The organism is Nocardia mikamii NBRC 108933 (assembly GCF_001613505.1).
Classification (GTDB): Bacteria; Actinomycetota; Actinomycetes; order Mycobacteriales; family Mycobacteriaceae; genus Nocardia; species Nocardia mikamii.
Genome location: NZ_BDCM01000012.1, coordinates 24,929 through 50,069, shown reverse-complemented (window position 1 = coordinate 50,069; position 25,141 = coordinate 24,929). Strand labels below are relative to the sequence as shown.

The 25,141-nt window shown below is 69.6% G+C and carries 24 protein-coding genes; 17 read left to right on the top strand and 7 right to left on the bottom strand.

The window, feature by feature from the left end; all coding sequences use genetic code 11:
• Window positions 1-75: 75 nt before the first annotated feature.
• Window positions 76-633, top strand: a complete 558-nt coding sequence (locus NMI01S_RS15075; protein ID WP_063920767.1) for an LppU/SCO3897 family protein — start codon at window positions 76-78, stop codon at window positions 631-633.
• A 14-nt stretch (window positions 634-647) separates the two neighbouring features.
• On the opposite strand, the gene NMI01S_RS15070 is transcribed toward NMI01S_RS15075, so the two are convergent.
• On the bottom strand, window positions 648-1,625 hold the full coding sequence (locus NMI01S_RS15070) for a quinone oxidoreductase family protein (RefSeq protein ID WP_062997724.1): 978 nt from the start codon (window positions 1,623-1,625) through the stop codon (window positions 648-650).
• Between the two features lie 91 nt (window positions 1,626-1,716).
• On the opposite strand from NMI01S_RS15070, the gene NMI01S_RS15065 reads away from it, so the two are divergent.
• Window positions 1,717-2,289, top strand: coding sequence for a TetR/AcrR family transcriptional regulator (locus NMI01S_RS15065; protein WP_245716873.1), 573 nt, complete (start codon window positions 1,717-1,719; stop codon window positions 2,287-2,289).
• On the opposite strand, the gene NMI01S_RS15060 is transcribed toward NMI01S_RS15065, so the two are convergent.
• Window positions 2,279-3,523 (bottom strand): ArsB/NhaD family transporter, encoded by a 1,245-nt coding sequence (locus NMI01S_RS15060; protein ID WP_084512985.1) that lies wholly within the window; start codon window positions 3,521-3,523, stop codon window positions 2,279-2,281. The two genes, NMI01S_RS15065 and NMI01S_RS15060, sit on opposite strands and share 11 nt — an antisense overlap.
• A 65-nt stretch (window positions 3,524-3,588) precedes the next feature.
• Window positions 3,589-4,731 carry a serpin family protein gene (locus NMI01S_RS15055; RefSeq protein ID WP_062997719.1) on the bottom strand — a complete coding sequence of 381 codons (1,143 nt, stop codon included), beginning with the start codon at window positions 4,729-4,731 and terminating at the stop codon, window positions 3,589-3,591.
• Between the two features lie 295 nt (window positions 4,732-5,026).
• Here NMI01S_RS15055 and NMI01S_RS15050 point away from each other — a divergent pair, with 295 nt between their 5' ends.
• Window positions 5,027-5,578, top strand: coding sequence for a DUF4334 domain-containing protein (locus tag NMI01S_RS15050; protein WP_062997717.1), 552 nt, complete (start codon window positions 5,027-5,029; stop codon window positions 5,576-5,578).
• 4 nt (window positions 5,579-5,582) lie between these two features.
• Here the strand turns inward: NMI01S_RS15050 and NMI01S_RS15045 are convergent, their stop codons facing one another.
• From NMI01S_RS15045 to NMI01S_RS15035, 3 genes are all read right to left on the bottom strand, one after another.
• Window positions 5,583-6,323 (bottom strand): HD domain-containing protein, encoded by a 741-nt coding sequence (locus NMI01S_RS15045; protein ID WP_062997715.1) that lies wholly within the window; start codon window positions 6,321-6,323, stop codon window positions 5,583-5,585.
• A 47-nt stretch (window positions 6,324-6,370) separates the two neighbouring features.
• On the bottom strand, window positions 6,371-6,997 hold the full coding sequence (locus NMI01S_RS15040; protein WP_062997713.1) for an alpha-ketoglutarate-dependent dioxygenase AlkB: 627 nt from the start codon (window positions 6,995-6,997) through the stop codon (window positions 6,371-6,373).
• An 81-nt stretch (window positions 6,998-7,078) separates the two neighbouring features.
• Window positions 7,079-7,945 (bottom strand): alpha/beta fold hydrolase, encoded by an 867-nt coding sequence (locus NMI01S_RS15035; protein WP_036502653.1) that lies wholly within the window; start codon window positions 7,943-7,945, stop codon window positions 7,079-7,081.
• 208 nt (window positions 7,946-8,153) lie between these two features.
• Here NMI01S_RS15035 and pyrR point away from each other — a divergent pair, with 208 nt between their 5' ends.
• From pyrR to NMI01S_RS14965, 14 genes are all read left to right on the top strand, one after another.
• Window positions 8,154-8,816 carry a bifunctional pyr operon transcriptional regulator/uracil phosphoribosyltransferase PyrR gene (pyrR, locus tag NMI01S_RS15030; protein WP_082856957.1) on the top strand — a complete coding sequence of 221 codons (663 nt, stop codon included), beginning with the start codon at window positions 8,154-8,156 and terminating at the stop codon, window positions 8,814-8,816.
• A complete protein-coding gene (locus NMI01S_RS15025) occupies window positions 8,813-9,778 on the top strand; it encodes an aspartate carbamoyltransferase catalytic subunit (RefSeq protein WP_062997711.1) in 966 nt (321 codons plus the stop codon). The genes pyrR and NMI01S_RS15025 overlap by 4 nt, the downstream gene beginning before the upstream one ends.
• 109 nt (window positions 9,779-9,887) lie before the next feature.
• The gene (locus NMI01S_RS15020) at window positions 9,888-11,228 is read left to right on the top strand and encodes a dihydroorotase (RefSeq protein ID WP_062997709.1); all 1,341 of its coding nucleotides are present in this window, start codon (window positions 9,888-9,890) and stop codon (window positions 11,226-11,228) included.
• A complete protein-coding gene (locus NMI01S_RS15015; RefSeq protein WP_062997707.1) occupies window positions 11,228-11,743 on the top strand; it encodes a PH-like domain-containing protein in 516 nt (171 codons plus the stop codon). Before NMI01S_RS15020 ends, NMI01S_RS15015 begins: the two co-directional genes overlap by 1 nt.
• 38 nt (window positions 11,744-11,781) lie before the next feature.
• Entirely contained in the window at window positions 11,782-12,900 is a 1,119-nt protein-coding gene (gene carA / locus NMI01S_RS15010) for a glutamine-hydrolyzing carbamoyl-phosphate synthase small subunit (RefSeq protein ID WP_062997705.1), read from the top strand.
• Entirely contained in the window at window positions 12,900-16,226 is a 3,327-nt protein-coding gene (gene carB / locus NMI01S_RS15005) for a carbamoyl-phosphate synthase large subunit (RefSeq protein WP_062997703.1), read from the top strand. The genes carA and carB overlap by 1 nt, the downstream gene beginning before the upstream one ends.
• A 14-nt stretch (window positions 16,227-16,240) precedes the next feature.
• Entirely contained in the window at window positions 16,241-16,624 is a 384-nt protein-coding gene (locus NMI01S_RS15000; protein WP_062997701.1) for a hypothetical protein, read from the top strand.
• The gene (gene pyrF / locus NMI01S_RS14995) at window positions 16,621-17,445 is read left to right on the top strand and encodes an orotidine-5'-phosphate decarboxylase (protein WP_062997699.1); all 825 of its coding nucleotides are present in this window, start codon (window positions 16,621-16,623) and stop codon (window positions 17,443-17,445) included. Before NMI01S_RS15000 ends, pyrF begins: the two co-directional genes overlap by 4 nt.
• 614 nt (window positions 17,446-18,059) lie before the next feature.
• Window positions 18,060-18,380, top strand: coding sequence for an integration host factor, actinobacterial type (mihF, locus tag NMI01S_RS14990; RefSeq protein WP_030513994.1), 321 nt, complete (start codon window positions 18,060-18,062; stop codon window positions 18,378-18,380).
• 7 nt (window positions 18,381-18,387) lie between these two features.
• Entirely contained in the window at window positions 18,388-18,969 is a 582-nt protein-coding gene (gene gmk, locus NMI01S_RS14985; RefSeq protein WP_039779181.1) for a guanylate kinase, read from the top strand.
• A gap of 64 nt (window positions 18,970-19,033) precedes the next feature.
• The gene (rpoZ, locus tag NMI01S_RS14980; RefSeq protein ID WP_025350704.1) at window positions 19,034-19,309 is read left to right on the top strand and encodes a DNA-directed RNA polymerase subunit omega; all 276 of its coding nucleotides are present in this window, start codon (window positions 19,034-19,036) and stop codon (window positions 19,307-19,309) included.
• Window positions 19,310-19,362: 53 nt separating this feature from the next.
• Window positions 19,363-20,580, top strand: a complete 1,218-nt coding sequence (coaBC, locus tag NMI01S_RS14975; RefSeq protein WP_062997697.1) for a bifunctional phosphopantothenoylcysteine decarboxylase/phosphopantothenate--cysteine ligase CoaBC — start codon at window positions 19,363-19,365, stop codon at window positions 20,578-20,580.
• A 200-nt stretch (window positions 20,581-20,780) separates the two neighbouring features.
• A complete protein-coding gene (gene metK, locus NMI01S_RS14970) occupies window positions 20,781-21,995 on the top strand; it encodes a methionine adenosyltransferase (RefSeq protein ID WP_062997695.1) in 1,215 nt (404 codons plus the stop codon).
• 161 nt (window positions 21,996-22,156) lie between these two features.
• Window positions 22,157-24,220, top strand: a complete 2,064-nt coding sequence (locus NMI01S_RS14965; RefSeq protein ID WP_062998600.1) for a primosomal protein N' — start codon at window positions 22,157-22,159, stop codon at window positions 24,218-24,220.
• A 39-nt stretch (window positions 24,221-24,259) separates the two neighbouring features.
• On the opposite strand, the gene NMI01S_RS14960 is transcribed toward NMI01S_RS14965, so the two are convergent.
• The gene (locus NMI01S_RS14960) at window positions 24,260-25,099 is read right to left on the bottom strand and encodes an NAD(P)H-binding protein (RefSeq protein WP_062998597.1); all 840 of its coding nucleotides are present in this window, start codon (window positions 25,097-25,099) and stop codon (window positions 24,260-24,262) included.
• Window positions 25,100-25,141 lie beyond the last annotated feature (42 nt).

The following is a 25,141-nucleotide window of genomic DNA, read 5'->3' as shown; positions in this document are numbered from 1 at the left end:
AACCCGCTAAATTTCCCGGATCCCCGCCGGGCCCGCATACTGTTCCGGTCACTTGACCTAGAAAAGGTGGAACGGATGCGGTTCAATTCGGCGACAGCGCGCGCGGCGCTGCGTCTCGCCCCGGCGATCGTCGCGGCGGTAACCCTTGCCACGACCGGTTGCTCGGCGGTGGAAAAGGGTGTCGACAAGGGGGTTCAGGTCGCCAAGGATCACAACAAATCCGATACCGCCCGCGCGAAGGTCGGTGACTGCATCAACGTGATCAATGCCTCGGCCGTCGATTCCGATACCGAACCGGTCGCCTGCACCTCCGACAAGGCCGTCTACAAGGTCGCGCAGGTGCACAACGACAAGGTCGATTGCGGCGCCGATTTCACCTCGTACGAGGAAACTTTCAACGGCGGCACGCTGGCGTATCTGTGCCTGGCGCCGAATTTCAAAGCGGGCCTGTGCTACGCGGATTCACCGCTCAGTGGCTACAAGTACGCCGACTGCACATCGGCGGATGCGAGTTTCCGTGTCGCCCAGCGCATCGACGGGCAATCCGACGACACGCTGTGCGGCCCGGAGTCCGACAGTGTGATCACCCTGTCGGATCCGCAGACGACATTCTGTCTGGCGCAACCGAAGTGAGCCGGGTCCTGCGCTCAGGCGGTCTCGGGGCGCAGCACGATCGTGCCGAAGGTCGCGCGCTCGTCGACCCGTCGATGGGCCTCGGCCGCATCCGTCAGCGGTAGGACGCTGTCGATCAGTACCGTGAGGTCACCGGCGGCGGCGAGTTCGAATGCCGCCGCCCGCTTCGCCGCCACCCCGGCCAGCCACTGCGGCCCGGAGCAGCCGGTGAAGGTGAGGCCACGCATGATCAGATCCATGGTCGTGACCTGGGCGGGGGCACCGGACAGCCAGCCGTAGCCGAGCATCCGGCCCCGCAGCGGGGTCATGAGATCGAGGACGGCCGCGGCGCTCTCGCCGCCGATCGAGTCGAAAACCACGTCGACAGTGGTGTTTTCGAGGCGTTCGCCGAGATGTCGCGGCCAGTCCGGATCGCGGTGGTCGACGACCGTGTGCGCGCCGAGTTCGCGCGCGCGCTCCGTTTTGGCCGCTCCGCCGGCGGTGGCGATGATGTGCGCGGCGCCGGATCGGGCCGCCAACTGGGTGAGGTAACCGCCGATGCCGGTGGCCGCGGCCTCGATCAGGACGGTTTCGGTACCGGTGAGTGCCGCGGCGTCCAGCAGGGCGAGGGCCACCGATCCGCTCATCGCGACCGCCGCGGCGGCATCGCCGGCCAGTCCGTCCGGGATGCGGACCGCGGATTCGGCGGGGGCGCACATCCACTCGGCATAGCTGCCGAAGTCGTTGCGCGCCACCAGGACCCGCTGCCCTTTCCATTCCGGGTCGACGTCGTCGGCGACGGCGGTGACGACGCCGACCGCCTGGGTCCCGAAAACCGTGGGCGTCGGCTTCGGTGTCGGGTACATGCCCGAACGCAACATCGTCTCCGGGTACAGCACGGGCACCGCCTCCACTCGGATCAGCATCTCGCCGGGCTGGGGGGTGGGTTCGTCCACATCGCGCGGGACGAGGACCTCCGGGCCGCCGACCCCGGCCATTACGATTGCCTGCATATCGACCTCATAACTTGACTAACGGTCCAGATATTCCGACGGGAAGAATATGGACCGTCGGTCAGGTTTGTCAACGGGACTGGAGTGCACAGTGGCGCAGCAGCGCAGAGAACGAGCCGATGCGGCGCGCAACCGCCGTGCGATCCTCGATGCGACTCGGGCGCTGCTGGCCGAGGGTGGGGCCGAGGCCGTGACCATGGACCGAGTGGCGGCCACGGCGGGAGTCGGCAAAGGCACAGTGTTTCATCGTTTCGGCTCGCGCGCCGGGCTGTTGCACGCGATGGTCGCCGAACCGGCCGAAACGCTGCGGGCGGCGATCACCGACGGCCCGCCGCCGCTGGGCCCGGGCGCGCCGGCGGGGGAGCGGCTGCTCGCCTTCTTCGACGCGATGGCCACGATGGTCGCCGACAACGTCGAACTGATGGTCGCCGCCTACCGCAGCGTGCCCCCGCATCCGCGCACCTCCGAATTCCATGCCACCTGGGCGGAACACATCACGAAGCTGCTGACCGAGGCGCGACCGGACCTCGACGCCGAGGCGGTCGGTCACCTGCTGTTCGGCATGCTGGGCAGCGATTACGCCCTCGCCGCGGTGCGCGAGGGCGAGAGTGCGAGATTACGAACGGCCGTGCGGCAGGTGGTGCTCGCCGTGGTCAGCCCGTGAGCAGAACGCCGCCCACCGCACCCGCGGTCGCGACCACCGCCAGCGCCAGGCCGGTGCAGACGAACCGCACCGGCGGCACCCGGACCGCGTGGGAGCGGCAGAACTCCAGGCACAGCAGCGTCGCCAGTGAGGCCCACGGGGTGGCGATCGCGCCGACATTCGTCCCGATCAGCAAGGACAGCAGCTGGTTTCGGTGCTCGGGCGGTATCACCGCCTCACCCGCGGTGTAGGCGGGCAGATTGTTGACGATATTCGACAGCCCGAGGCCCGCCCCGGCCGCGCGGTAGGCCCCGGCCGCACCGGAATCCGTGCCGATCAGCGCGGCCATCAGATCCGAGAGTCCGTAGCGGCCCAGAGTCGGGATGACCAGGAACAACCCGATCACGAAGATCAGCAGCTGCCACGGGATCAGCGACGGCCGCAGCGCATCGCGGTCGAACACGGCGAATCCGGCGATGGCGAGGACGGCCGCGGCGAGCGCCGCGTAGCCGATGTGGTCGCCGACGAACGGAATCGCCAGGACGAACAGCGCGCAGGCACCGCCGGCCGTCGCGAACAGCGCCCGTTCCCGTGCACTTCCCAGCCGGATCGGGGGCGGTGCCACGTAGCGATCGGTGCCGCGGCGGCCGCGCCGCCAGTACCAGATCCACAGGGCCGCCATGGTCGCGGCGAGCGAGATCAGCTGGGGCAGCCACATTCTGGCCGCGAATCCGGTGGCATCGAGTCCGATCCGGTCGGCGGCGAGCAGATTGGTGAGGTTGGACACCGGCAGCAGCAGGCTCGCGGTATTCGCCAGCCACAACGTGGTCATCGCCAGCGGCAACGGAGGAATCCGCGCGGGCCGGGCCAGGGCCAGCATGACCGGTGTCAGCAGGACCGCGGTGGTGTCGAGGTTGAGCACCATCGTCGTCACGGCCGCGAAGCCGACGCAGAGCACGAACAGCGCCGGATAGCGCCCCCGCCCGGCGATCGCGATCCGATGGGCGATCACGTCGAAAACCTGTGCGCGCCGGGCCAGATGGGCCAGCACGATCACGCTGCCGAGGAACAGCAGCAGCGGTCCGATCCGGCGCATGTTCGCCTCGGCGTCGGCACGTGGCAGCCATCCGGTCAGCACGCACAGGACACCGGCCGCGAGGACGGCGATGCGGATCCAGTCCAGGAAACGCGGTGCGGAGGCTTCCTCCGGCTCCGGGTCCCGCGCGCTGCGCTCGGGCGCCCCCGGTTCGGACATCCGGCCATCATCGCACCACGGCGCACGTCGGCGCGTGCCGGTCCGCCCGCGTGTGGAGGGCCGGTTCACGACGCCGGAGTGGCGATCCACCCGGCCACGATCGCCAGTCCGGTGGGGCGGTGGACGCCGAGGAAGCCGAAGGGACGGTCGAAGTTCACCGCGATCATCAGCGCGGCGGCCGGCGCTGGTGGCATCCCGGTCGGTTCCATGAGGATCGCGGTGACGGCCGCGGCCGCGAAACCGTCGGCGGTGAACCGGGCGCAGACGTCCTGGGCGGCCGCCGTCACCCGCAGCGCGACCGGCGAGAGGCCGGGGAACGGGTTGTCCGCGGCGGTGCTCGCCGCGGTCAGGCCGAACAGCTCCGGCGCGCGCAGCAGGTCGTGGGTGGATCGAACGGCGAAGGGCGGCACCTGGATTCGCAGAGTGTCCGATACGGCGGTCACCTGCCGGGCCTCGAGTCCCGGAGCTGCGGTGCCGAGTCCGGGCCGGCGCGTCTCCACCGAACCGTCGAGAGCCCCGAGCCCGGCCGCCAGCACCGCCGGGGCGGTGACACCGTCCTCGCCCAGCAGCAGATGCACATCCAGATCGGATGTGCCGCGCACCACCACGCGCGAGACGGGCGTGCCGGCCAGCAGCACGGCGGCATCGCCGAGGTCGGTGCTGTACCGCGCGAGAGCGGGCCCGCGGTGGCCCCGCCACGGACCGCTCGACGGTTCCAGCACATCGGCGTGGAAGCTCTGCTGCCACGCGGTGCGGGCGACGACGGCGGTGGCCAGCGCGCAGGCGGTCGCCGAGCCGATCCGGGCCGGGAAACGGTCGATCAGGCCGTCGGTATGGCGACGCGCCCAGCCGTCGAGCCCGTCCGGACCGCGCAGCGCGGCGATCGTCCCCGGCGGCAGGGTGGCGATCCACTCCTCGCGCAGCGCGATATCGTCGCGCACCCACACTCCGAGTGCCGCGCGCACCGATTCGGCGGCCTCGATCCGCCGCAGCAGGGTGATCGCGGCGTCGTGGGCGGATGCCGCGGGAATGCCGGCCGCCGCGGTGAGCTCGCCGCGGGCCGGCTCACCGGCCGTCGCGGCCAGGAGTGCGAGCAGCGGCCAGATCCCGCAGCCGGACAGGACGAAATCCTCGGAACCCGCTGCGGCGCACCACTTTCCGGTGAGGTCGTTGGAGGCGGCCACATCGGGCGCGAGGCTCGGCTGCATGGGCGAAAGCCTACCGACGGGCGCCGACAGCAGTGCGCCCCTGCCGGGGTGTACGTGGGCGGCAGGGGCGCGTCCGGAGCCTGATGGTCCGGACGATCGGCCGGAACCGATCTGCCCACGAGTCTGGTTCCTCAACCGCACTCGAGGTCCAGGCCTCCGGCGCGTGGTCTGCGTCACGCCCGGGGAAACAGTGGCCGAAACTACGTCTTCGTGGCCGAACGTGTTGAGGTGTCCCGGCCGATGTATGTCATCCTTCCCCGGGCGGAACGCTCCGCGAAAGGTCCAGGAGGTAGGGATGGCTGGTGCCGGTACGGCCCGTCTGGCGGAACTTCGCGCGGGTCGCGCGACCCCGGAGCAGGCGTGGCAGCTGTACGACAGCCTGCCGGAGGTCGCGGTCGCCGAGATCACCACCGGCCGCTGGACCGGCGACGAACTGGACACCGGACATCCGTGGGCCGGTGTGCTCGTCGAATCCGGCTGGTATGGAAAGCAGTTCGACTCTCCGGACGAGGTGCAGCCGCTGCTGTTCGCCGGGCCGGACGGCCGGGTCTTTCCGGTCGATCCCCGCCGGGTGCCGCTGGGCCTGGCCGGAACCCTCCCGGCGGCGGGATTCCGGGCGGCGCGGCGAATGCTCCCGGCGTTGCGCCCGCTGCTGCGGACCCGCGCCGGTCGTGCGCGCCTGCGCGAGATCGAATTCCGCGGCAAGGTCAGCGCGGCCATGATCTACGACCACCTGCCCATCGTCGACATCTTCCGTCGCGTCGACGAGGACACCCTGCTCGGCGTGATGGATATGCGCGGGCTGAGCGACCCTTACTTCTTCATCCTGCGCCGCGACCGCTCCTGACCGCTCAATCGTCCCCGGCGGCGAGGATCACGTCGAAGCGGGCGTCGGCGGTGTCGAGCTGTTCGAGAATGTGCTGCTTGACATGCGGGGCCAGCGGCGTGTCCGCGCGGGTGATCAGTTCGCGGTAGACCGCGGTGAGCGGCCGGTATTTGGTGGCGAGTTTCGACATGACGGCCTGTTCGTCGGCGTAGAGGATGCCGACGCCGTTGTCGGTGAAGTCGGAGATCTTCACCACCCGGGCCCACGGATCGCGGTCCAGGCTCGCGGCGACGTGGTCGCGATATCGGATATGCCGGTCCTCGTCCGAATCGTGAGCCGGATTGGTCACCGCCGCAACGAGATTCGATACGCGTTCGCCGAACCGCCGGGTCAGCACCGCGAGTGCCGCCGCTGCGGAGTCCTCGTCCGGATCGTGCTCACCGCGGAGGGCGACCAGGTCGGCGGCGTGATCCTCCACCGCATCGTGCAGGAGTCCGGCGAGCACCAGATCGGTGTCGTGCACCTCGTAGTGGCTCACGATGCGGATCGCCACCCGCAGTAGATGATTCAGATACGGCTCGCGGCCGTAGTTGTCGTCGCGGTGCAGGTGGGCCACGAATTCCAGTGCCGCGTCGACCCGTTCGGGATCGGCCAGTTTGCGCTGCGACTCGAGCAGCAGCCGCTGCCGCAGCCCTTCCTCGCCGTGCACATCGCTGAGTGTGTGCAACGGCATGGCCGCCAGAATTCCCGCCCCGATGGACTCCATCCGCCCAATCTAGCGGGCCACGGTGACAATCCGCCGTCGCCGGGTTGTCAGCGAACCCCGCGCGGACGGAATTGGATGCTGATCCGCGGACCCACCGGCCGCCGTGTCTTCGGCACCGCATGTTCCCAGGTGCGCTGGCAGGAGCCGCCCATTACGAGAAGATCGCCGTGCCCGACGTGATAGCGGATGCTCGCGCCGCCGCCGCGCGGACGCAGCAGCAGGGCCCGCGGGGCACCGATCGACAGGATCGCGACCATGGTGTCGTGGGTGGAACCGCGGCCACCGGTATCGCCGTGCCAGGCGACGCTGTCCTGGCCGTCGCGGTAGTAGCACAGACCGGCCGTGTGGAACGGTTCGCCGAGTTCCGGGCCGTAATGGCCGCTGAGGGCGGCGCGGGCGTCCTGCAGGATCGGATCCGGCCAGGGCTCGTTCTCGCCGTAGTGCCGTAGCAGACGCGGCACGTCCACCACGCGGTCGTACATCGGGCGGCGGTCGGCTCGCCACGGCACGCGAGTGGCCAGCCGCTCGAACAGTTCGTCGGCTCCGTGCAACCATCCCGGCAGCAGGTCGATCCACGCGCCCTCGGTCAGCGGGGTGCGGCGCACGCCGTCCAAAGGCCCCAGTTCGATATCGCCGAAGCCGTCGAACAGCGATCTCTGCAGCGGTGTCGACATGCGTTCGAATCTACGTTCTATCGAACATATGTTCAAGCATCGGGGTGTGCCGGTATCCGGCGCCGATCCGGGCGGCCCGGATCAGCTCAGGTGCGCGCGCACGAAATCGACCACCGCGTCGGAGAATTCGTCGTTGACGTCGCTGGCGGCGGTATGCGCGGCACCGGTGATCTCGACGTATTCCATCTGCGGCACCAGCGCGCGGAAGTCGGCGACGCCCTGTTCGCTGACCACGTCCGACAGGCGCCCGCGCACCAGCAGCACCGGGATCTCGAGCGCGCGGGCGGCATCCTCGAGGTCGCTGGTCTGCAGTTCGATGTCTTCCGGCCGGCTCGACATCATCGCCGGATCCCAGTGCCAATACCAGCGCCCGTCCTCGCGCAGCCGCAGATTGCGCCGCAGGCCCTCGGGGTTGCGCGGCCGGCGACGGTGGGGCAGATATTCGGCCACCGCGTCGGCGGCTTCCTCCAGGGACGCGAAGCCCTCGGGGTGGCCGCCGAGGAAGTTCATGACCCGTTCCACGCCCTTGTGTTCCGGGCGCGGCACGACGTCGACCAGAACGAGTCCGGCGATGCGCTCCCGGCCGGGGCGGGCGGTTGCCAGCAGTGCGGTCAATCCGCCCATGCTCGCACCGACCACAATGGCGGGCCGGTCGAGTTCGGCGAGGATGTCCAGGAGGTCGGCGGTCATCGCCGTGCGCGAGTAGTCGCCGTCCGGCGCCCAGTCGCTCTCGCCGTGACCGCGGGCGTCCAGCAGGACGGCGTGCATTCCCACCTTCGCCAGCGCGGCGCCCGATTCCTTCCACGAGTGCCGGGTCTGGCCGCCGCCGTGCAGGAAGACCGCCAGCGGGCCGTCGGCCGGCCCCCAGCTCTCCCCGGCCAGGGCGATGCCGCCGTGGCCGCGGAAGGTGATCCGGCGGGGCTCGGTGAAGTCGGCTTCGTTGCTCACCCTCCGAGCATCCCACATCCGGTTTACGCTGTATGAAACAGTCCCGGCCAACGGTTGTGGCGCGTGCGTGATGTGTTCGCATAGCCGCAGGTGGCGGGGCTCACAGCGGGACCCCCGCCGACGGGAGGCCGGGGCGGCGCTGCTAGGCTCAGGCATCGAAAAGACATCCTTTAACGGACCGTCCGGTGAGGCGGGGAAGGAGGTCGGCATGGCCGTGCCCGAAGAGCGCGGCGGCCGCGTCGCGCCCGAAGAACGGGCTGCCAGGTCGAGCGCTGCCGAATACTCGCAGCGGCACGACCCCGAGTGGGTCCGCGCCGGGCGTGAATTGTTGTCCGCCTCCGATGTCGGCCGGACCATCGCGCGCATGGCGCATCAGATCATCGAGAAGACCGCGCTGGATTCGTCGGATCCCGAGGCGCCCCGGGTGGTGCTGATCGGCATCCCCACCCGCGGCACCACCCTGGCCGCGCGGCTGACCGATCGCATCGAGGAATTCTCCGGCGTGCGTCCCGCCCTCGGTTCGCTCGACATCACGCTGTATCGCGACGACCTGCGCAACCGCCCGCATCGCCCGCTGGAACGGACCTCGGTCCCCGAGGGCGGTATCGACGACGCGCTGGTCGTTCTCGTCGACGACGTGCTGTTCTCCGGCCGCAGCGTGCGCTCGGCACTGGACGGTCTGCGCGATCTGGGCCGCCCGCGTGCGGTGCAGCTGGCGGTGCTGGTCGACCGCGGCCACCGGGAACTGCCGATCCGCGCCGACTACGTCGGCAAGAACGTGCCCACCTCGCGCAGTGAGGACGTGTCCGTCCTGCTCAGCGAACACGACGGTCACGACGGCGTCTATCTGCATCAGGGGGATGAGCGGTGAGGCATCTGCTCTCGGTCACCGATCTCGACCGCACCACCGCCACCGAACTCCTCGACGACGCCCAGCGCTTCGAACAGGCGCTGCTCGGCCGTGAGGTCCGCAAACTGCCCACCCTGCGCGGGCGCACCGTGATGACCGTGTTCTTCGAGAACTCCACCCGCACCCGGGTGTCGTTCGAGGTCGCGGGCAAATGGATGAGCGCCGACGTCATCAACGTCAGCGCCTCGAGCTCCTCGGTGTCGAAGGGCGAGTCGCTGCGTGACACCGCGCTGACCCTGCACGCGGCGGGGGCCGACGCGCTGATCGTGCGGCATCCGGCCTCCGGGGCGGCCCATCAGATCGCCCGCTGGTTCGGCGAATTGGACGCCGGTTCGGGCGGCTACACCGGAAGCGGTCCCGCGATCGTCAACGCCGGCGACGGCACGCACGAACATCCCACCCAGGCCCTGCTGGACGCGCTGACGCTGCGGCAGCGACTGGGCGAGCTGGCGGGCAAGCGCATCGTGATCGTCGGCGATATCCTGCACAGCCGGGTCGCGCGGTCCAACGCCTTCCTGCTCGACACCCTCGGCGCCGAGGTGGTGCTCGTCGCGCCGCGCACCCTGCTGCCGGTCGGGGTCGAGCAGTGGCCGGTGCAGGTCTCGCATTCGCTCGACGCGGCGCTGCCCGGCGCGGACGCGGTGATGATGCTGCGGGTGCAGGCCGAGCGGATGAACGGCGGCTTCTTCCCGTCGGCCCGCGAATACTCCATCGCCTACGGACTGAACGAGCGGCGCATGGCCCTGCTCGACAACGACGCGGTCGTCCTGCACCCGGGCCCGATGCTGCGCGGTATGGAAATCGCCTCGGCGGTCGCGGATTCGCCCAAAGCCGCAGTGCTGCAACAGGTCACCAACGGTGTGCACATGCGCATGGCGGTGCTGTTCCGCCTGCTGGTCGGCGCGGGGGAGGCCGTCGCATGAGTGGAACAGGGCCGGAGGCGGCAGCCCGCGTAATCCCGCAGGCCCCCGCTCGTGTGCATCGGTACCGCGTGAGCATGAGCATGAGCTTCGACGTGGAAGGTGAGGGCGCGTGAGCGATCTGGTTATCCGGGGCGTGCGGCCCTACGGCGAGGGCGAGCCGGTCGACGTGCTGGTGCGCGACGGTGTGATCGTCGCGCTCGGTGAGCGATCCGGTGCGACCGTCGACGGCGTCGAGGTCGCCGCCGATGCCGAGGTGCTGGAGGCGGACGGCCGGATCCTGCTCCCCGGCTTCGTCGACCTGCACACCCACCTGCGCGAACCCGGCCGCGAGGACACCGAAACCATCGAAAGCGGTTCGGCCGCAGCGGCATTGGGTGGCTACACCGCCGTGTTCGCGATGGCCAACACCTATCCCGTGGCCGACACCTCGGTCGTCACCGATCACGTGTGGCGGCGCGGGCAGGAGGTCGGGCTGGTCGATGTGCATCCAGTCGGCGCGGTGACCGTCGGCCTGGCCGGCAAGCAACTGGCCGAGATGGGCACCATGGCCGCCGGTGAGGGCCGGGTGCGGGTCTTCTCCGACGACGGGCACTGCGTCTACGACCCGCTGATCATGCGCCGCGCGCTCGAGTACGCGAAATCTCTCGGCGTGCTGATCGCCCAGCATGCCGAGGAGCCGCGGCTCACTCAGGGCGCCGTCGCGCACGAGGGCCCGAACGCCGCCCGGCTGGGCCTGGCCGGCTGGCCGCGCGCGGCCGAGGAGTCGATCGTGGCCCGCGACGCGCTGCTGGCCCGCGACGCCGGAGCCCGGGTGCACATCTGCCACGCCTCCACCGCGGGCACCGTCGAACTGGTGAAATGGGCCAAGGCGCAAGGGATTTCGATCACGGCAGAGGTTACCCCGCATCATCTGCTGCTCGACGATTCGCGGCTCGAGACCTACGACGCGGTGAACAAGGTCAATCCGCCGCTGCGCGAGGCCTCCGACGCTCAGGCCCTGCGCAAGGCCCTGGCCGACGGAGTGATCGACTGTGTGGCCACCGACCACGCCCCGCACGCCGAACAAGAGAAGTGCTGCGAGTTCGCCGCCGCCCGTCCCGGCATGCTGGGACTGGAGACCGCGCTGTCGATCATCGTGGAGACCCTGGTCGCTCCCGGCCTGCTCGACTGGCGCGGGGTGGCGAAGGTGATGAGCGAGAACCCGGCCCGCATCGCGGGACTCGACGATCAGGGCCGCCCGATCGCGGTCGGCGAACCGGCCAACCTGACCCTGATCGACCCGGATGCGTCGTGGACCGTGCGCGCGCGGGAGCTGGCGAGCATTTCCGACAACACGCCGTACGAGGCGATGACCCTGCCCGCCAAGGTCGCCGCCACGATGCTGCGCGGGCGGATCACCGCCCGCGACGGAGTGGCCACGACCGCCCTGGCGGGGAGAGTGGGGCGATAATGGAGCGAACACTGTGGGTGATAGGGCTGGCCGCCCTGTTCGCCTTGTTCCTGTGGTTGATGTATCGCTCCTGGCTCGTGCGGGCCCGGAAGCAGGCCTCCTCGGTCGGGGAGCTGCCGACGGTGCCGGCGGATCTGGGCGCGCAGGTGCTCGAGCCGACGACCGGGCTGTACACCGGCACCACGTTGGCTCCGAGCTGGCAGAACCGCATCGTGGTCGGAGATCTGGGCTTCCGCGCCACGGCGGAGTTGACTCGCTTCGAACGCGGGATCCTGCTGGAACGCGACGGCGCTGAGGTGATCTGGATTCCGCAGGAGTCCATCACCGCGGTCCGCACCGAACGCGGCCACGCAGGCAAGGTGATGACCGACAATGGTGTGCTGGTTATTCGCTGGAAGTTGCCGACGGGAACCGAGGTCGATACCGGGTTCCGCGGCGACGACAAGACGGTGTATCCGGCCTGGACGGCCATATCCGCGACGGGACAGACCGGCGCGGCGACGGGAGACGAATAGAACGTGAAGGCTGGATTTCTGGTGAACGAGGTGAGCGAATGAGCGACCGCGCCGCGGTGATGGTGCTCGAGGACGGACGGGTGTTCCGGGGCCGGCGGTTCGGCGCCGAGGGCGAGACGCTCGGCGAAGCGGTGTTCTGCACCGCGATGACCGGCTATCAGGAGACCCTGACCGACCCCAGTTACCACCGCCAGATCGTGGTGGCCACCGCCCCGCAGATCGGCAACACCGGCTGGAACGACGAGGACGACGAGTCGAACCGCATCTGGGTGGCCGGGTACGCGGTCCGCGACCCCGCGAAGCGGGCCTCGAACTGGCGCGCGACCACCACCCTGCAGGACGAGCTGGAGCGCCAGCACATCGTCGGCATCGCCGGTATCGACACCCGCGCGCTGGTGCGTCACCTGCGCACCCGCGGTTCGATGAAGGCGGGCATCTTCAGTGGTGACGCCGCCGCGGCCTCGGCCGAGGAGTTGCTGAGCCGGGTCACCGGTCAGGCCTCGATGCTCGGCGCCGATCTGGCCGGGGAGGTCTCCACCGACGGCGTGTACACCATCGAGCCCACCGGTGAGCACCGGTTCACCGTGGTAGCGGTCGATCTGGGTATCAAGACCAACACCCCGCGCATGTTCGCCGAGCGTGGCATCCGGGTGCACGTGGTGCCCTCCGGCGTCACGCTGGACCAGATCAAGGAGCTGAAGCCCGACGGTGTCTTCCTCTCCAACGGACCCGGCGACCCGGCCACTCAGGACGACGCGGTCGAGCTGACCAAATCCGTTCTGGGCGAAGGACTTCCGCTGTTCGGAATCTGCTTCGGCAACCAGATCCTCGGCCGCGCGCTGGGCCTGGGCACGTACAAGATGAAGTTCGGCCACCGCGGCATCAACGTCCCGGTCCTCGATCACGCCACCGGCGCGGTCTCGATCACCGCGCAGAACCACGGCTTCGCGCTCGAGGGGGAGGCCGGACAGCGCTTCGAGACCCCGTTCGGCACCGCCGAGGTCAGCCACACCTGCGCCAACGACGGCACCGTCGAAGGGGTACGCCTGGTGGACGGTCGTGCGTTCTCGGTGCAATACCACCCGGAGGCCGCCGCGGGACCGCACGATGCCGCCTACCTGTTCGACCGCTTCGCGGGTTTGATGGAGGAAGCCTGATGCCACGCCGCACCGACCTGAAACACATCCTGGTCATCGGCTCCGGGCCGATCGTCATCGGCCAGGCCTGCGAATTCGACTACTCCGGCACCCAGGCGTGCCGGGTGCTGCGGTCCGAGGGCCTGCGGGTGTCGCTGGTGAACTCCAACCCGGCGACGATCATGACCGACCCGGAATTCGCCGACTCCACCTACGTCGAGCCGATCACCCCGGAATTCGTCGAGAAGGTCATCGCCAAGGAGCGCCCCGACGCCATCCTCGCGACCCTGGGCGGCCAGACCGCACTCAACACCGCGGTGGCGCTGCACGAGAACGGGGTGCTGGAGAAGTACAACGTCGAGTTGATCGGCGCCGACTTCGAGGCCATCCAGCGCGGTGAGGACCGCCAGAAGTTCAAGGACATCGTCGCCAAGGTCGGCGGCGAGTCGGCCCGGTCCAAGGTGTGCTACACCATGGACGAGGTGCGCGAAACCGTTGCCGAACTGGGCTTCCCGGTGGTCGTGCGGCCCTCGTTCACCATGGGCGGCCTGGGCTCGGGCATGGCCTACAACGACGAGGATCTCGACCGCATCGCCGGCGGCGGCCTGGCCGCCTCGCCCACCGCCAACGTCCTCATCGAGGAATCGATCCTCGGCTGGAAGGAATACGAACTCGAGCTGATGCGCGACGGCCGCGACAACGTGGTCATCGTCTGCTCGATCGAGAACGTGGACCCGATGGGCGTGCACACCGGCGATTCGGTGACCGTCGCCCCGGCCATGACCCTCACCGACCGCGAATATCAGAAGATGCGCGATCTCGGTATCGCGATTCTGCGCGAGGTCGGCGTCGACACCGGCGGCTGCAACATCCAGTTCGCGGTGGATCCGCGCGACGGGCGCCTGATCGTCATCGAGATGAATCCGCGCGTCTCGCGTTCGTCCGCACTGGCCTCCAAGGCAACCGGTTTCCCGATCGCCAAGATCGCGGCGAAACTGGCCATCGGCTACACCCTCGACGAGATCGTCAACGACATCACCAAGGAAACCCCGGCCTGTTTCGAGCCCACGCTCGACTACGTGGTCGTCAAGGCGCCGCGGTTCGCGTTCGAGAAGTTCCCGGGCGCCGACCCGACCCTCACCACCACCATGAAGTCGGTCGGTGAGGCGATGAGCCTGGGCCGTAACTTCTCCGAGGCGCTCGGCAAGGTGCTGCGCTCGCTGGAGACCAAGGCGGCCGGGTTCTGGACCCAGCCCGACGGCCGCTGGACCGACGTCACCGAGATCCTCGACGATCTGCGCGTGCCGACCGAGGGCCGGCTGTATCAGGTGGAGCGGGCGCTGCGGCTGGGCGCGAGCATCGAGGACGTCGCGCAGGCCTCGGGAATCGACCCGTGGTTCGTCGCCGAGATCGCCGGACTGGTCGACCTGCGCGCCGAGATCGCCCAGGCGCCGGTGCTGGACGAGCCGCTGCTGCGCTACGCCAAGCACAACGGCCTGTCCGATCGCCAGATCGCCGTGCTGCGACCGGAACTGGCCGGTGAGAACGGGGTGCGCGAACTGCGTCACCGCCTCGGCATCCGGCCGGTGTACAAGACGGTCGACACCTGCGCGGCCGAATTCGAGGCCAAGACGCCGTACCACTACTCGAGCTACGAACTCGATCCGGCCGCCGAGTCGGAGGTGGCGCCGCAGCTCGAACGCGAGAAGGTGATCATCCTCGGTTCCGGGCCCAACCGCATCGGCCAGGGCATCGAATTCGACTACTCCTGCGTGCACGCCGCGCAAACCCTGTCGCAGGCCGGGTATGAGACGGTCATGGTCAACTGCAACCCGGAGACCGTCTCCACCGACTACGACACCGCCGACCGCCTCTACTTCGAGCCGCTGACCTTCGAGGACGTGCTCGAGGTGTACCACTCCGAATCGGAGTCGGGCCGGGTCGCCGGGGTGATCGTGCAGCTCGGCGGGCAGACGCCGCTGGGTCTGGCGCAGCGGCTCACCGACGCCGGGGTGCCGGTGGTCGGCACCTCCGCGGCGGCGATCGACCTGGCCGAGGATCGCGGCGAATTCGGCGACGTCCTGGTCGCCGCCGGTCTGCCCGCGCCGAAGTACGGCACCGCCACCACGTTCGAGCAGGCCAAGCAGATCGCGGCCGAAATCGGTTATCCGGTGCTGGTCCGCCCGTCCTATGTGCTGGGCGGGCGCGGTATGGAGATCGTCTACGACGAGAACTCGCTCGAGGGCTACATCTCGCGCGCCACCGAACTCAGCCCCGAACATCCGGTGCTGGTCGACCGCTTCCTGGAAGACGCCATCGAGATCGACGTCGACGCGCTCTGTGACGGCGAGGAGGTCTACCTCGGCGGCGTGATGGAGCACATCGAGGAGGCCGGTATCCACTCCGGCGACTCGGCGTGCGCGCTGCCGCCGATCACTCTGGGCCGCAGCGATATCGAGGCGGTCCGGCGCTCGACCGCCGCACTGGCCAAGGGGATCGGCGTCAAGGGCCTGCTCAACGTGCAGTACGCGCTCAAGGACGACGTGCTCTACGTACTCGAGGCCAATCCGCGCGCCAGCCGTACGGTGCCGTTCGTCTCCAAGGCCACCGGCGTGCAGCTGGCCAAGGCCGCCGCGCGAGTGATGCTGGGTACGACCATCGCCGAATTGCGCAAGGAGGGCATCCTGCCCGCCGAGGGCGATGGCGGGCACGCGCCGATGGATGCCCCGGTCGCGGTGAAGGAAGCGGTGCTGCCCTTCCACCGGTTCCGCCGTCCCGACGGCACGGGCATCGATTCGCTGCTGTCGCCGGAGATGAAGTCCACCGGTGAGGTGATGGGTATCGACGCCGACTTCGGTACCGCCTTCGCCAAGAGCCAGTCCGCGGCCTACGGTTCGCTGCCGGTCGCCGGCACGGTGTTCGTCTCGATCGCCAATCGCGACAAGCGGGCCATGGTGTTCCCGGTCAAGCGGCTGCACGATCTGGGCTTCCGGATCCTCGCCACCGAGGGCACCGCGGAGATGTTGCGGCGCAACGGGATTCCGTGTGAACGGGTGCGCAAGCAGTCCGATCCGGTGCCCGCGTCCGGCAACGGCGAGCCGATCGAACCGTCGATCGTCGATCAGATCAAGGACGGCGAGATCGACATCGTGTTCAACACGCCTTACGGTAACTCCGGGCCCCGCGTGGACGGTTACGAGATTCGTACCGCCGCGGTGGGCGCCAACATTCCGTGCATCACGACGGTTCAGGGTGCGGCTGCAGCCGTACAGGGCATCGAAGCAACCATCAACGGCGGTATCGGGGTGCGCTCGCTGCAGGAGCTGCACGCCGTATTGCGCGGCTAAGAGGAGAGATAACGGTGGGAGCCATCGGTTTCGGCGCGGGAGTCCGGCCCCCGGGGGCCGGTCGGGCGACGACTCGGCGGATTCGGGGATTCGGCGCGGCGGAGGCAGCGCCGCCGGGAGGCGGCGACATCCGCCGGATGCGCAACGTCGGCGGCTACAGCACGGTCGGTTTCCGGGCGATCCCGCCGATCGGGCGCAAGCCGGCGCCCGATGCCGACGCAGAGGCGGACGCGCTCACCGACGCGGTGCTCGCCCGCGCGGACGAGGTTCTCGCCCAGGCCGACGAACTGCTCGCCTACGGCGGTGAGGACGCCTACGCCGAATCCGGGACCGCCGGTGCGCAGACCCCGACCGCGCATGCCGGGGACGAGCTGGCGGGCGCCGGGGCGAGCCGGTGACGCCGTTCGGCCCGCGATTGGCCGACGCGATGGGCCGGCTGGGCCCGCTGTGCGCCGGTATCGATCCCCATCCGCAGTTGCTGCGTGCCTGGGGACTCGGCGAAGACGTCGAGGGCCTGAAACGGTTCTCCGACATCTGTGTCGAGGTGTTCGCGGGCCGGGTGGCGCTGGTGAAACCCCAGGTGGCGTTCTTCGAGGAGTACGGCTCCGGTGGGATCGTGGTGCTCGAGGACACCATCGCCGCGCTGCGTGAGGCCGGCACGCTGGTGCTGGCCGACGCCAAGCGCGGCGACATCGGCTCGACCATGGCCGCCTACACGCGGGCCTGGCTGGGTGACGGTCCGCTGGCCAGTGATGCGGTGACGGTATCGCCGTACCTCGGCTTCGGTGCGCTCTCGCCCGCGCTCGACGCCGCGCGGTCGGCCGGGCGCGGGGTCTTCGTCCTGGCTGCCACCTCGAATCCGGAGGCCGCCCAGGTGCAGCGCGTCACCGCGGCCGACGGGCGCAGTGTCGCGCAGATCATGATCGACGAGGCGGCCGGCTGCAACGCCGGGGAAGAATTCGGATCGGTCGGCGTCGTGGTCGGCGCGACCCTCACCGAGCCGGTCGACGTAAGCAAGCTCAACGGTCCGGTCCTGATGCCCGGCGTCGGCGCGCAGGGCGGGGGCGCGGAATCGATCCGCGCGCTGATCCCGTCCGACCGGTTCGCGGCCGTGGTCCCCAACGTCTCCCGGGAATTGCTCGGCGCCGGGCCTTCGGTCGCGGCGATGCGCACCAAAATGCACAAGCTCGCCGACGAATTCGCCTTCCTGCAGGCCTGATCCGTTCCGCCCGGGTCCGGCGCGAGCCGTCGCGCGCCCGGGCGGATCGCGTCCGCGACGCGCCGCCGGGCCGGGCACCGGCTACCCCTTCGGAAGGCGACCGGTTTGTTTGCGTTTGCGGCTCGTTCGCGCGCGTATGTGCTCGTTCCCGGGTGGAAGTTACACACACGTGTTTTTCCGGCTCAGCGGCCCTTCCGGAGTGTCGTACGGCCCTGTTCCGCGCGTCGCCGATCGGTGCCGAGCGGGTCCCCGCTGGCACGCCACGCCGCGACACGCTGGGGTAAAAATTCGCGACACGCGGAAAATCTTCAGAAAGTTCCAGGTCGCGCGATTACGGGTCGGTTACGGCCGCATCCGGCCGGCCTCCGAACCACCGGCGAACCCGTTGGAAGCGGGATAAGCCCAGGTCATCGGCGTGTTGGCGAAATCCTCGGGCCAGGCGTCGCGACTGGGCGCATTCGGTCGCGTGACCTGCCCGGTAACGGGCCGGAATACCCGAATCGGGCGCTGACCTGGGGGGTGGGTTCGCAATCGGAGCGCCGCGTGGGTACGGTCGCTGAGACCACCGGGTTACCGGAGGTAGATCTAGCAATGAACGATGAGACGGAGGAACCGTGGCCCTTCCCCAGCTGACTGACGAGCAGCGCGCCGCTGCTTTGGAGAAGGCGGCTGCCGCTCGCCGCGCTCGGGCAGAGCTCAAGGAGCGCTTGAAGCGTGGCGGCACTGACCTGAAGACGGTCCTGAAGGACGCCGAGACCGACGAGGTCCTCGGCAAGATGAAGGTATCCGCGCTGCTGGAGGCCCTGCCCAAGGTCGGCAAGGTCAAGGCGGCCGAGATCATGAGCGAGCTGGAGATCGCGCCGACCCGCCGGCTGCGGGGCCTGGGCGACCGGCAGCGCAAGGCGCTGCTGGCGAAGTTCGACTTCGAAGCCTGATCCGAGGGTGGTCGAACACACACAGAAGGGTCGGCTGGTAGTACTGGTCGGCCCCTCGGCCGTCGGCAAGTCCACCGTGGTCCGTTGCGTCCGGGAACGGCTGCCGGAACTGGTGTTCAGTGTGTCGGCCACCACCCGGGCCCCCCGGCCCGGGGAGGTCGACGGCCGTGACTACCGGTTCGTGACCCGTGCCGACTTCGACACCATGATCGAAGAAGGCGAACTACTCGAATGGGCCGACATTCACGGCGGCCTGCAACGGTCGGGTACCCCGGCCGCTCCGGTGAAGGCGGCACTGGCCGCCGGGAAACCGGTCCTGGTGGAGGTGGACCTCGCCGGCGCCCGCTCGGTCCGAGCGGCGATGCCCGAGGCGCTGCTGGTCTTTCTGGCCCCGCCCAGCTGGGAGGAACTCGTGGCCCGGCTGACCGGCCGCGGCACCGAATCACCCGAGGTGATCGAGCGCCGGCTCGCCACCGCGAAGACCGAACTCGCCGCCTGTGACGAGTTCGACATCGTGATCGTGAACGACGACGTGACCACGGCCTGTGAGCAGTTGGTATCGTTGTTCGTTAGCACAAATTCGAGATGACCGCGGGCGATCCGCGAACTCCTCTCGAACAGCAACTCCCCATCGACCCGCAGGAGCCTCCCTAGTGAGCGACACCAAGACCGTGCCCGCCTACGACACCCCGGTCGGCCTCACCAACCCGCCGATCGACGAGTTGCTCGAGCGCACGTCGTCCAAGTACGCGCTGGTCATCTACGCCGCCAAGCGGGCGCGTCAGATCAACGACTACTACAACCAGCTCGGCGACGGCATCCTCGAGTACGTGGGTCCGCTGGTCGAGCCGGGCCTGCAGGAGAAGCCGCTCTCGGTCGCCATGCGCGAGATCCACTCCGACCTGCTCGAACACACCGAGGGCGAGTGACCCTGCGGTCGTAACCCGCTGTCTCTCCACCGGACCGAAGAGGCTTGATTCAGATGCGAATCGTTGTCGGCGTGGGCGGCGGGATCGCCGCCTACAAGGCGTGCTCGCTGGTGCGCAAGTTCACCGAGACCGGGCACGACGTCCGAGTCATTCCCACCGAGTCCGCACTGCAGTTCGTCGGTAAGGCCACCTTCGAGGCGCTGTCGGGCAATCCGGTGCACACCGGGGTTTTCGCCGATGTGCCGGAGGTGCCGCACGTGCGCATCGGCCAGGAGGCCGATCTGGTGGTCATCGCCCCGGCCACCGCCGATCTGATGGCGCGCGCCGCCTCCGGCCGCGCCGACGATCTGCTCACCGCCACACTGCTCACCGCCCGATGTCCGGTGGTCTTCGCTCCCGCCATGCACACCGAGATGTGGGAGCATCCGGCCACGATCGCCAACGTCGCCACGCTGCGCGCACACGGCTCGACCGTGATGGAACCGGCCTCCGGGCGGCTCACCGGCGCCGATACCGGTCCCGGCCGCCTGCCCGAACCGGAGGAGATCTTCGCGCTGGCCTCGCTGCTGCTCGAGCGCTCCGACGCGCTGCCCCGGGATCTGGAAGGGCGCCGCGTCGTCGTCTCCGCGGGTGGTACCCGCGAACCGCTCGATCCGGTGCGGTTCCTCGGCAATCGCAGTTCCGGGAAGCAGGGCTATGCCATGGCCCGGGTAGCCGCTCAGCGGGGCGCCCAGGTCACCCTGATCGCCGGAAACACCATCGGCCTGGAGCCGCCCGCCGCGGTCGAGGTCGTGCACGTGACGACCGCCGAGCAGATGGGCACCGCCGTCGACAAGCACTCCGTGGGCGCGGACGCCGTCATCATGGCCGCCGCGGTCGCCGATTTCCGGCCGGTCAACGTGGCCGCCGCGAAAATCAAAAAGGGTGCGCACGAACCGAATTCGATCGAGCTGACCAAGAATCGCGACATTCTGGCCGGGCTGGTGCAGGCGCGGCGCGACGGGCAGCTCGGCGGCCTGGCGATTGTCGGTTTCGCCGCCGAAACCGGCGACGAACACGGCGATGTGCTGACCCACGCGCGAGCGAAACTGGCTCGCAAGGGCTGTGACCTGTTGGTGGTCAATGCCGTCGGCGAGGGTAAGGCGTTCGAGGTCGACAACAACGACGGCTGGCTGCTCGGCGCCGACGGCACCGAACAGGCGCTGGATCACGGTTCCAAGGCGCTGCTCGCCAGCCGGGTTCTCGATGCGCTGGGCCCGCTGTTGCGTTGAGCCGCAAGCTGTTCGGCCGCCCCGCCGCCGTGGCGACGCGGCCGGGATGCCCGTGGCGGCCGGTGCGAGGGCCCGAACGCCGCCGCTCCGCCCGGCCGTGGCAAGTTTGGAATAGTCTGAGGTAAAGGGTTGTGCGGTGACGCGATGCCGCTACTGTCGCATCCCGACATGAGAAACCCGTTGAGGGAGAGGGAACAACTGTGCGCACGTCCGGTAGCCGGCTATTCACGAGTGAGTCCGTCACAGAGGGTCACCCGGACAAGATCTGTGACGCGATCAGCGATTCCATCCTCGACGCGCTGCTCACCGAGGACCCGCACAGCCGGGTGGCGGTCGAGACCCTGGTAACCACCGGTCAGGTCCATGTCGCCGGTGAGGTCACCACCGAGGCCTACGCCGATATTCCGACCATCGTGCGCGAGAAGGTGCTCGAGATCGGCTACGACTCCTCGGCGAAGGGCTTCGACGGCGCCTCCTGCGGCGTGAACGTCGCCATCGGCGCCCAGTCGCCCGATATCGCGCAGGGTGTCGATCACTCGCACGAGGCGCGCGTCGGCGGGTCCGACGACGAGATCGAACGCCAGGGCGCCGGTGACCAGGGCCTGATGTTCGGATACGCCACCAAGGAGACCCCCGAGCTGATGCCGCTGCCGATCGCGCTGGCGCACCGGCTCTCGCGGCGGCTGACCGAGGTCCGCAAGTCCGGTGTGCTGCCCTACCTGCGCCCGGACGGCAAGACCCAGGTCACCATCGAATACGAGGGGGATCGTCCGGTCCGGCTCGACACGGTGGTGCTCTCGACCCAGCATGCTGCCGATATCGACCTGGACAATCTGCTGGCGCCCGATATCCGGGAGAAGGTCGTCGACGCGGTGCTGGCCGATCTGGAACTGCCCAACCCGCTCGACACCTCCGATATCCGGCTGCTGGTCAACCCCACCGGCAAGTTCGTCCTCGGCGGTCCGATGGGCGATGCCGGCCTGACCGGCCGCAAGATCATCGTCGACACCTACGGCGGTATGGCCCGTCACGGCGGTGGCGCCTTCTCCGGTAAGGATCCGTCGAAGGTGGACCGCTCGGCCGCCTACGCCATGCGCTGGGTAGCCAAGAACGTGGTCGCCGCCGGACTCTCCGACCGCGTCGAGGTCCAGGTGGCCTACGCGATCGGCAAGGCCGCCCCGGTGGGCCTGTTCGTCGAGACGTTCGGCACCGAGCAGGTCGATCCGTCGCAGATCTCGAAGGCGATCAGCGAGGTCTTCGACCTGCGCCCGGGTGCGATCATCCGCGACCTGGACCTGCTGCGGCCGATCTACGCGCCGACCGCCGCCTACGGTCACTTCGGCCGCACCGACATCGACCTGCCGTGGGAGCGCACCGACCGCGCCGACAAGCTGCGCGCGGCCGCCGGTCTCTGATCGGGTCCGCGCCTGCCGTGGCGGAAGCGGTAGAACCGACGGCGCCCTCCGTTCCGACGGAGGGCGCCGTTTGCGTGCCCGCCTCGTCGTCCGCCGAACAGCCCGCGGAAACCGGCGGCGACAAGGCCCGCGGCGCCCGGCTCGACAAGCCGATCGCCCGGGTGCTGCCGTTGCTCGAACCCGCCCATCTGGACCGCGATTTCGACTATTCGGTGCCACCGGAGATGGACGAGCTCGCCCAGCCCGGGGTGCGCGTGCGGGTGCGCTTCTCCGGCCGCCTGGTCGACGGATATGTTCTCGAACGGCTCACGCGCACAGAGCATTCCGGCAAAATACAGCCGCTGCAGCGGGTGGTGTCCGGTGAACGGGTGCTGACCCCGGACACCGTCCGGCTGGTGTCCGCGGTCGCCGCGCGATACGCCGGCACCCGCGCCGACGTGCTGCGGCTGGCGATTCCACCGCGCCATGCGCGCACCGAAGCGGCCGAACCGAAACCTGTGGAACTGCCGGAGATTCCGGAAGATTTCCCGGCCTGGTCCCGCTATGTGCACGGCGAGTCGTTCCTGTCCGCCCTGCGGCGGGGCAGCGGTCCGCGCGCGGCCTGGCAGGCGATGCCCGGTGAGGAGTGGCCGCGTCGGCTCGCGGAGTTGGCGGCGACGACGGTCGCGAGCGGCCGCAGCGTGATCGTGATGGTTCCCGATCAGCGCGATCTGGACCGGGTGGTCGCGGATTGTGCCGCGCTGGTGGGAGATTCGGTGGTCGGCTTGTCGGCGGGGCTGGGACCCGCGGCGAGGTACCGGCGCTGGCTCGCGGTGTTGCGCGGGTCGGCGCGGGTCGTGGTGGGGACGCGCAGTGCGGTCTTCGCGCCGGCGCGGGAGCTGGGCCTGATCGTGGTGTGGGACGACGGCGACGACACCTATGCCGAACCGCGCGCACCCTATCCGCACGCCCGTGAGGTGGCGATGTTGCGCGCGCACGAAACCGGTGCGGCATTCGTGGTAGCCGGGTTCGCGCGGACGGCGGAGGCACAGGCCATCGTGGAATCCGGATGGGCACATGATCTGATCGCCGACCGGAAGACGTTGCGCGCCAATACCCCTCGAATCCACGCGCCGGGTGACAGCGATATCGCGCTGGAGCGCGACCCGATGGCGCGGGCGATCCGCATCCCCGGCACCGCTTTCGCCGCGGCGCGCCGGGCCCTCGCCGCGGGCGATCCGGTGCTGGTTCAGGTGCCGCGGCGCGGATACGTCCCCGCCCTGGCGTGCGCGAAATGCCGCACCCCGGCCCGCTGCCGTCACTGCAACGGACCGCTGTCGTTGCCGGAGAGCGGTACCTGGGGCAGGCGGGATGCCCGACCGGCCGATGATCCCCGGGGTGGGGCGGCGGCCGGCGCCCCGGACGAGCGTCGGCCGCCGGGAGTCCCGTTGGGCAGCAAGGGTTCCGGGGATATGGCCCAGAGCCCGAACTGTCGCTGGTGCGGCAAGGTGGAACCGGCCTTCCGGTGTGGCACGTGCGGTTCGCGGGTGCTGCGGGCGGTGGTGATCGGCGCCCAGCGCACCGCGGAGGAACTGGGCCGCGCCTTTCCCGGTGTGCCCATCCGCGGTTCGGGCGGCACCGGGGTGCTGGACGCGGTGCCGGACGGCCCCCAGGTGGTGGTGGCGACCATCGGTGCCGAGCCCACGGTGCCGGGCGGCTACGCGGTGGCACTGCTGCTCGACGGCTGGGCGCTGCTCGGCCGAGCGGACCTGCGGGCCGCCGAGGATGCGCTGCGGCGCTGGATGTCCGCGGCCGCCCTGGTCCGCCCGACCGGCGAAGTGCTCGTGATGGCCGAACCGGCGTTGCCGACCGTGCAGGCGCTGGTGCGCTGGGATCCGATCGGCCACGCCCGCGACGAGCTGGCCGCACGCAGCGAGGTCCGCTTCCCGCCCGCGGTGCGTTTGGCCGCCGTGGACGGTACGACCGCCACCATCGGCGAGCTCCTCGGTGAGACGGCACTTCCGGACGGCGTCGAAGTGCTGGGCCCGGTACCGCTGCCGCCCGGCGCCCGCACGCCGTTCTCCGGCGACGCCGCGCCCGCCGAGGTCGAACGGATGATTCTCCGGGTCGACCGGCGGGCGGGCTCGGCGCTGTCGCGCGCACTGGCCGCCGCCCTCGCGGTACGTAGCAGTCATCGCTCGGACGGTCCGTTGCGAGTGCAGATCGATCCGGTCGACATCGGCTGACGCACAACCGAATTCGGCGTGCCGGGCGCGGGGCGACGGTCAGCGGAACATGTCGATGTTGCGTCGCGCCCACGCCGAGAAGGGCTGCGGCGCCCGGCCGAGGACCGCCTCGACATCGCCGCTGACCCGCAGTTCCTCGGCAGTCGGCGCACCGATGATCGCCAGCGTGGTGTCGGCGGCGTCGGCGGGCATCACGGTGAGCAGCTGCGCGTACGCCTGCTCGGCTGTCTGCTCGACGAAACGGACCGGCTCGCCGAGCGTTTCGGCCAGGTCCCGCACACGATCACGCGGCGATTCGGGCGCGGGGCCGGTCAGCACGTAGGTCCGGCCGGCGTGGCCGGGCTCGCGCAGGGCGACGGCGGCCACGGCGGCGATATCGTCGGGGTCCACGAAGGGGATCGCGGTGTCACCGAACGGCGCGGTGACCGTTCGCTGTGTGCGCACCGCGTCCGCCCACATCGCGACGTTCGATTGAAAACCGCTCGGCCGCAATATGGTCCATTCCAGCCCCGAGTCCTGGACGGCGACTTCGACCTGTTTTCCGAACTGTCCGTGCGAGGCGCTGTCGGGCCGGGTTCCGACGCCCTGGGACGACAACAGGACGACGCGCCGCACTCCCGCATCCCGCGCCGCGGCCAGCACTCCCGGCACATCTGCTGCGAGAGATCCCGGCGCGAGCAGGAGAAACAGCTGTTCGGCACCGTCGAGGGCTGCCGTCACCTCGTCCGTATTCGTCAGATCGGCCGCGATGTGCCGCACGCCGTGGGGAAGGTCGTCGGGACGGCGGCGGGATACGGCGGTCACCTTTTCGCCGGCCTCGGCGAGCATCCGCACCAGCGGCCGGCCGACATTACCGGTCGCTCCGGTTACCACGATCATCTGCACTCCTTAGTTAGTTGACTGACTAACATGACCGTACGG